6 protein-coding genes are annotated in these 6445 nt (G+C 27.5%); all 6 read left to right on the top strand.

The features are described 5' to 3' along the window. The first annotated feature begins 204 nt into the window (after positions 1–204). The 6 genes from G6N05_RS15295 (at position 205) to G6N05_RS15270 (ending at position 6360) form a co-directional block, all read left to right on the top strand. On the top strand, positions 205–630 hold the full coding sequence (locus G6N05_RS15295) for a hypothetical protein (RefSeq protein WP_166131791.1): 426 nt from the start codon (positions 205–207) through the stop codon (positions 628–630). Between the two features lie 300 nt (positions 631–930). Beyond that, positions 931–1470 (top strand): DUF3575 domain-containing protein, encoded by a 540-nt coding sequence (locus G6N05_RS15290; RefSeq protein WP_166131788.1) that lies wholly within the window; start codon positions 931–933, stop codon positions 1468–1470. Positions 1471–1699: 229 nt separating this feature from the next. Beyond that, positions 1700–2326, top strand: coding sequence for a hypothetical protein (locus G6N05_RS15285; protein WP_166131785.1), 627 nt, complete (start codon positions 1700–1702; stop codon positions 2324–2326). Between the two features lie 164 nt (positions 2327–2490). Continuing rightward, complete coding sequence (locus G6N05_RS15280) at positions 2491–3087, top strand: hypothetical protein (RefSeq protein WP_166131782.1); 597 nt, start codon at positions 2491–2493, stop codon at positions 3085–3087. Between the two features lie 150 nt (positions 3088–3237). Continuing rightward, positions 3238–4539: a hypothetical protein gene (locus tag G6N05_RS15275; RefSeq protein WP_166131779.1), complete on the top strand. Its 1302-nt coding sequence runs from the start codon at positions 3238–3240 to the stop codon at positions 4537–4539. A gap of 159 nt (positions 4540–4698) precedes the next feature. Then, positions 4699–6360, top strand: coding sequence for a HEAT repeat domain-containing protein (locus tag G6N05_RS15270; protein ID WP_166131776.1), 1662 nt, complete (start codon positions 4699–4701; stop codon positions 6358–6360). Positions 6361–6445: the final 85 nt, after the last annotated feature.

The following is a 6445-nucleotide window of genomic DNA, read 5'->3' as shown; positions in this document are numbered from 1 at the left end:
CTTTCGCAAGAAATTGTATCTTAGCATCAAATAATAATTTACGAAGTCGCCACTTCAGCAAGCCGCGGCCCGTTAGCGGTCAGTCGAAACCGAGCATTACTCAGAAAACCAAAATTGTAAAAGCAAAACGTTTTTCGCGTTGAAAATCAGAAAATTGAAATATTAAAAACGTAAAAAAAATAAATCAAATAACAACTATATTCAATGAAAGAGAAAATACTGAACTCAAAATTAATTTTATTAATTCCAGCATATTGGACTTGCATATTTGACATTATTATCACAATTATAAATCAATCTGACGAATATTGGAAAGGAAATTTAAGTAAAGCAAATGAAGGAAATCCAATTGGAGCGTTTATGATGGCAAATCACACTTCTGGAATATTTATAGTTTGTGCTTTATGGTTAATCTTGATTGGAATAATAGGTCTTAAACTATCAAATAGAAAACTGAAATTTTTTGCACTTTTTGTTTTGATTGCACATTCATTTGGCGCATCAAGTTGGTTAAGTAATTATTATGGATTTTGGTATGCTATAATTTTCATATTCATTAATTCTATAATGTATATTGAATTTGAAAACATATATGAAACAAGAAAAAAAGGAAAAGTACTAAATACATAATTTCGTTTTAACACGACCGAACCGCTAACAGGCGTTTGGCAAGATTGCGAATTTTGTAGTAAATTCACGTTTATTTCTCGCAAGAAATTTTATCTTTGATAGAAAATAATCAGTCCCGAAGTCGCAACCTCGCCAAGCGCCGGAACGTTAGCGGTCAGCAGTGTTGGAACGTAAAAAAAAATGATTGAAACATTTTTTTAAGCTGAAAAATTGTATTAAATTTAACTTGCTTGATAGTTTTTATTAACATTTATTAGACCGAAATAATATAAGTTTGCCGTGAACAATAAAACTTATATTATGAAAAAAAAGTACTTAATCATTGCAATGTTATTTTCGTTTTTTGCTGTTAATGCGCAAAATGATATCCCACAAAATGAAAAACAAAATGAAGTGAAAGTGAATGTATTGACGCCTTTAGCTGGAACTTTCGAAGCTACCTATGAAAGAAACTTAAACAATAAGTCATCATTAGGTATTACTGGATTGTTTGTGTTTAATAACAAAAATTCAAATGAAGATACAAATTATATGATTACACAATATTACAGAAGATACCTTGGAAAAAAATATGCTTCAGGTTTTTTTGTAGAAGGATTTGGAATGTTAAGTTCAATTGATGGAAAAAAAATATATGATACAAGCGATAATTTGACATTTACTAAAGGGTCTGATGTAATTGACTATTCACTTGGTATAGGTTTAGGTAGTAAATGGGTTACCAAAAGCGGCATTATCATTGAAGTTAATGCTGGTTGGGGAAAACTCTTATTTAATGCTGATAAAACTGACCACGATCAAGTTGCAAGATTTGGTATTCAATTAGGTTATAGGTTTTAAAAAACAACTAAATTTGGAATAGACAATTGAAATCTATTGGAATGGACATACGGAATAAATAAACTGCCGAACCGCTAACAGGCGTTTGGCAAGATTGCGAATTTTGTAGTAAATACACGTTTATTTCTCGCAAGAAATTTTATCTTTGATAGAAAATAATCAGTTCCGAAGTTCGCAACCTCGCCAAGCGCCGGGACGTTGTGCGTCATAATACCGAAAATACGTAAATATGAGAATTATAATCTTACTTTTTGTTTTATTAGCTTCTTGTTCCAAAAAAAATGAGGACAAACTAATCGATTCGAAATTTCAAAAAATTAACTATAGCTTAAAATATAATTATTTAGATAGTATTGGAAAAAAAATTATACCTAATGAAAATTTCAATTATTGGGCATATTCAACTTACTATGAAAGATATGGTGACGGAAAAATAAGTCAAACTATTCTAAAAGAAGGTGGAAATAAAATATTGAAGAAAAGTATAACCGAAAAATTTAAACCATATGGAATATTTGAAGGTGGACATCCAAGTTATCGTTGTAATTATGTGACAATAATTGAAAACCAAAAAGTAAAATATATCCGAACAGATGAAGAATTAAGGAACTTTATTGGAGATATTGATAACATAGAAGAAGCTATACTTTTAGCCCGCACTTATGGTTATCAATTAGACACTGAATTAAAAGCGAGACAATACAAAAAAATTGAAAATGGCTATCAATTACGCTTAATGAAATATCACGAATTCCCTTTGAGTAAAGAATTGATTGATGTTAAAATTCAAAAAAACGGATTTATAAAAACAAGAAGTTTAGGGATTTACAAAAAAGGAAGAGAAGCTGTAGATTAAAATTACGAACGCACAACAGGCGTTTGGCAAGATTGCGAATTTTGTAGTAAATTCACGTATACATTTCGCAAGAAATTTTATCTTTAAAAGAAAATAATCGGTTCCGTAGTTCGCAACCTCGCCAAGCGCCGGAACGTTGGCAGTAATTGTAAACCAAGCTACATATGAAAAAAATCTTTTTTATACTTTCAATAATTTCAAATTTGATATTTGTTTCTTGTAACCAAGATTTTAATTTAGAAACTAATAATGGAACAGAAAATACTAAACAAAAAATTATTGAAACTTTTGGCAGTAAAAAACGAGTTCATTATTTAAAAATAAACACTTATTCATCTTTTTTCGAGCCAACATTGGTTTCAACTTTTCATGATGCGACAATATACTTTAAAGAAAATGATAAAACTTATTCTCAAACCTTAGTGGAACAAAATTTGGAAAATCCAATAGAACAAAAACAATTACTAAAATTAAAAATTGAACCTGAAGTTTATAATAGTTTTGAAATTGGAAAAATTAAGTTTGAAGAAATACCAATTAAAGTTATTGAAGCAAAAAAAATGATTGAAAAACAAAAAAAGTTTACTTCATTGAGATTAGCAAATTGGGAAACTTCTATTACAAAAAATAATAAAATCATTAATAGATTTAGAATTTTATGTAATTTAAAAAAACCAGAACTTGTTGTGTTTAGTTATGAAACTTATGATTTCATAATAGATGAAAATGGAAAACTAAAAAAAGTAGATTTTGGTAAATAAAAACAACTACTGCCAACAGGCGTTTGGCAAGATTGCGAATTTTGTAGTAAATTCATGTTTATTTCTCGCAAGAAATTTTATCTTTGATAGAAAATAATCGGTTCCGAAGTTCGCAACCTCGCCAAGCGCCGGAACGTTACCTGACATTTTATGACCGAAAACGACGAAATTAGAAATCAGTTCTTAAATTCCTTAAAACTTGGAACAGGAAAAACATATCTTATTCTCAAACAAAATCCTTCCATTGATTTTAGTGATTTAATTGTAAAAGGAGCTGTTGAAAATTTCGCATATGATGCCCAATCCGAAGGAAGTCGCGCAAATTATATTTTTAAATTAATCCAAAAATCAAAGAAAAAAGAAAAAATAACTTCTACAATTCTGACTAAACTTGTAAGCAAAAAAACTGATGACTATGGACTTGATCAATTGTGTGATTTAGCTGTTTTATTCCATAAACACGGAAATTTAAAGGCAAAAGATGCTTTATACAAACGCTTTGAAAAAAATATTATTGATGGATATGAAATTTGTGGACAAAGTCAAATGATGAAAATTGATGGCATAAACGGAGTACTCAAATATGCAGAAATTATTGGAGAAATATTAAGCAAAGATGTAGATGATTATGAAGACAGTTGGAGAATTGACTATTTTCAAAAAGAAAACAAACAAATTGATGTTTACAAAGAAATAGAAAAAGCTAGTAAAGAAAATATATTTATTGGAATTTTTTATAAATCAATATTGGAACATAATTGGAAAATTCCAAGAAGAAAAAAAATAAAACGTTTTACATACGAAATTGTAAAAGAAAAAATCGATAGTGAAAAATTTTTCTTTATTTCTCGTGAAAAAGCAAATGAACTTTCAGTAAATGAAGTTGAAAAATTGGCAAATGAGTTTTTAATCGAGAAAAATATAACTCGCAAAGAACATTATTTAAGTTTTTTTTCAAAAAGAAAATTTCCTTTTGATTATCAACCAATCTTAAATATAGCAAACAGTAAAAGTCCGAAAAATTCAAGATTGAATGAATATGCTTTTGAATGTTTACAATATTTTTCTGCAAAAGAGATTAGAGATATTGCAATTGATAAACTTAAATCCGAAAAGAATACTACGGATTACTTAAATCTTTTAGTTGGCAATTACGAAATTGGAGATTATAAAATTTTAAATAATATTGCAGACAAATCAGACGATTACGATTATATACATTCAATTGTTTTTGGCTTTTTAGATATTTACAAAGCAAATAAAGTAAAAGAATGTAAAGAACCTTTAGAAAAAATATATCACAAAATGAATTGTGGATTACATCGAGATGATATTTTAGAGGTTTTATATGAAAATGATGTTTTATGTAAAGAAATATTAACCGAAATGGAATTTGATAGCGATGAAAAAGTTAGAAAGATGTTTCGAAAAATAAGAAAAAAAGTCAGGTAACAGGCGTTTGGCAAGATTGCGAATTTTGTAGCAAATACACGTTTATTTCTCGCAAGAAATTTTATCTTTGATAGAAAATAATCGGTTCCGAACTTCGCAACCTCGCCAAGCGCCGGAACGTTGTGTGCTATATTCTCCGAAATGACGAAAAAAATAGAAATGAAAATAAAAATAATTATTACAATTTTTCTTTTGACTTTTTACGCAAAAGTTCAAAGTCAAGATTTAACGAATTTTAAAAATGATTTCAAATTGTCTTTAGACAAAGCATTTAATGAAAAAAATCTAAATGATTTATTTTCTAAATATCCTCACCTTTTAACACCACAAAGTGATATTACACAATTAACTTCAAACTTAAAAGGTGAAAATTTATATACTTTTCCTTTGAGTGATTTTAAGAATGATAATTTATATAAAGAGAACATAGATAATATGTTAAATTCTGATAATTCTTTTCAACGAATATTTTCATATTTAATCATTGGTGCTTCAAATGACATAACAAAAGAAGATATTTTACTAAACAAATTAAAAACTGAAAAAGAAAAAGGCAATTTGATTTGGTGTGGAATGTCATTACTCAATTTAAAAACTAAACATACTACAGAAATTTTTGATTTTTTAGTAGAAAACGAAAACTTTGGAGATGCACATATGTTGCCTTTATTTGTTAAACTAGACAAGAATAGTTTACAAGAAACAGCATACAAAAGATATAATAGCGAAAGTTTAAAAGCCAAAATTTTAGCTATTCAAATACTATCTCAAACAGGAAAAAATCCTGAAACAGAGAAGATTGTTTTAGATTCTGTTAAAAATTGGGATATGAATATAAAAGGTTATGCAATTTATACTGTAAAAGAACTTCAAATGGGAAATTTGTTAGAAACTTTTAAACCTTTTTTAGACAATGACAAAACAAAAAAAATTGCTTTACAAGCTTTAGCCAATAGCCCAACAATTAGTGATAACGAATATCTAAAATCTTTAACTACTCAAAAAGACAGTATTTCAGATGAATTACTAGATTGTTTTTTTGAATCAAAGAAAATTGAAAATATAAAGTTTTGGCTAGAATTATTAAAAACAAAAAAAGTATCAAGTGATTATTATTTTTCAGTTCCCAATAATCGTTTAATTTATTCTGAGGAGTTATTACCAAATATTCAAAATACATTAATAGAATGCAAAAACGAAAAAATAATTGAAGAATTAGTTAGAGCATTACAAGGAAGAAATGACATTGAAAGCACTAATATTTTAATTGGATTTTTAAAGCATCAAAATTCTTCTATAAGATATTGGAGTGCTGATGCTCTAAAAGGAAATAAGAATCAAAAAATACTTGATATTTTGCCTAATTTAATAAATGATGAAGAATATAGAACAACTGCTTTAGTAAATTTACTTATTGAAAATAATATAAATAATCAACAAAGTACATTTGAAAAAATATATAAAAATAGCGGAGAGGATTTGGATTGGGAAAGAAGTTCAATAGAGTATTTGACATCTTATCCACTAGAAAAATATAAAGAACTTTTCAAAAAAATTCTAAAAAATGAAAAATCAGATTTTTCAATAAGATATGATGTTGCATTAGGATTGGGAAGATTAAAAGATATAACTTCAGTCGATTTATTGATTAAAGTTTGTGAAGAAACCAGAAAAGAAAGTGATTTAAATTCAAGAACCTATTTAGAAGCATTAGCAATGATAAAAGGAGAAAAAGCGAAAAAGGAAATTGAAACATTTCTAAATAGTGATGAAGATGTTGTAAAAGAAGTTGCAAGTGAATTACTAAAAAAGTGGAATTAAATAAAAATACAGCACACAACAGGCGTTTGGCAAGATTGCGAATTTTGTAGTAAATTCACGTTTATTTCTCGCAAGAAATTTTATC

Source organism: Flavobacterium bernardetii (assembly GCF_011305415.1).
GTDB classification, from domain to species: Bacteria; Bacteroidota; Bacteroidia; order Flavobacteriales; family Flavobacteriaceae; genus Flavobacterium; species Flavobacterium bernardetii.
Note: the sequence above shows the minus strand (reverse complement) of the source record. Positions and strands in the feature narration are given on the sequence as shown.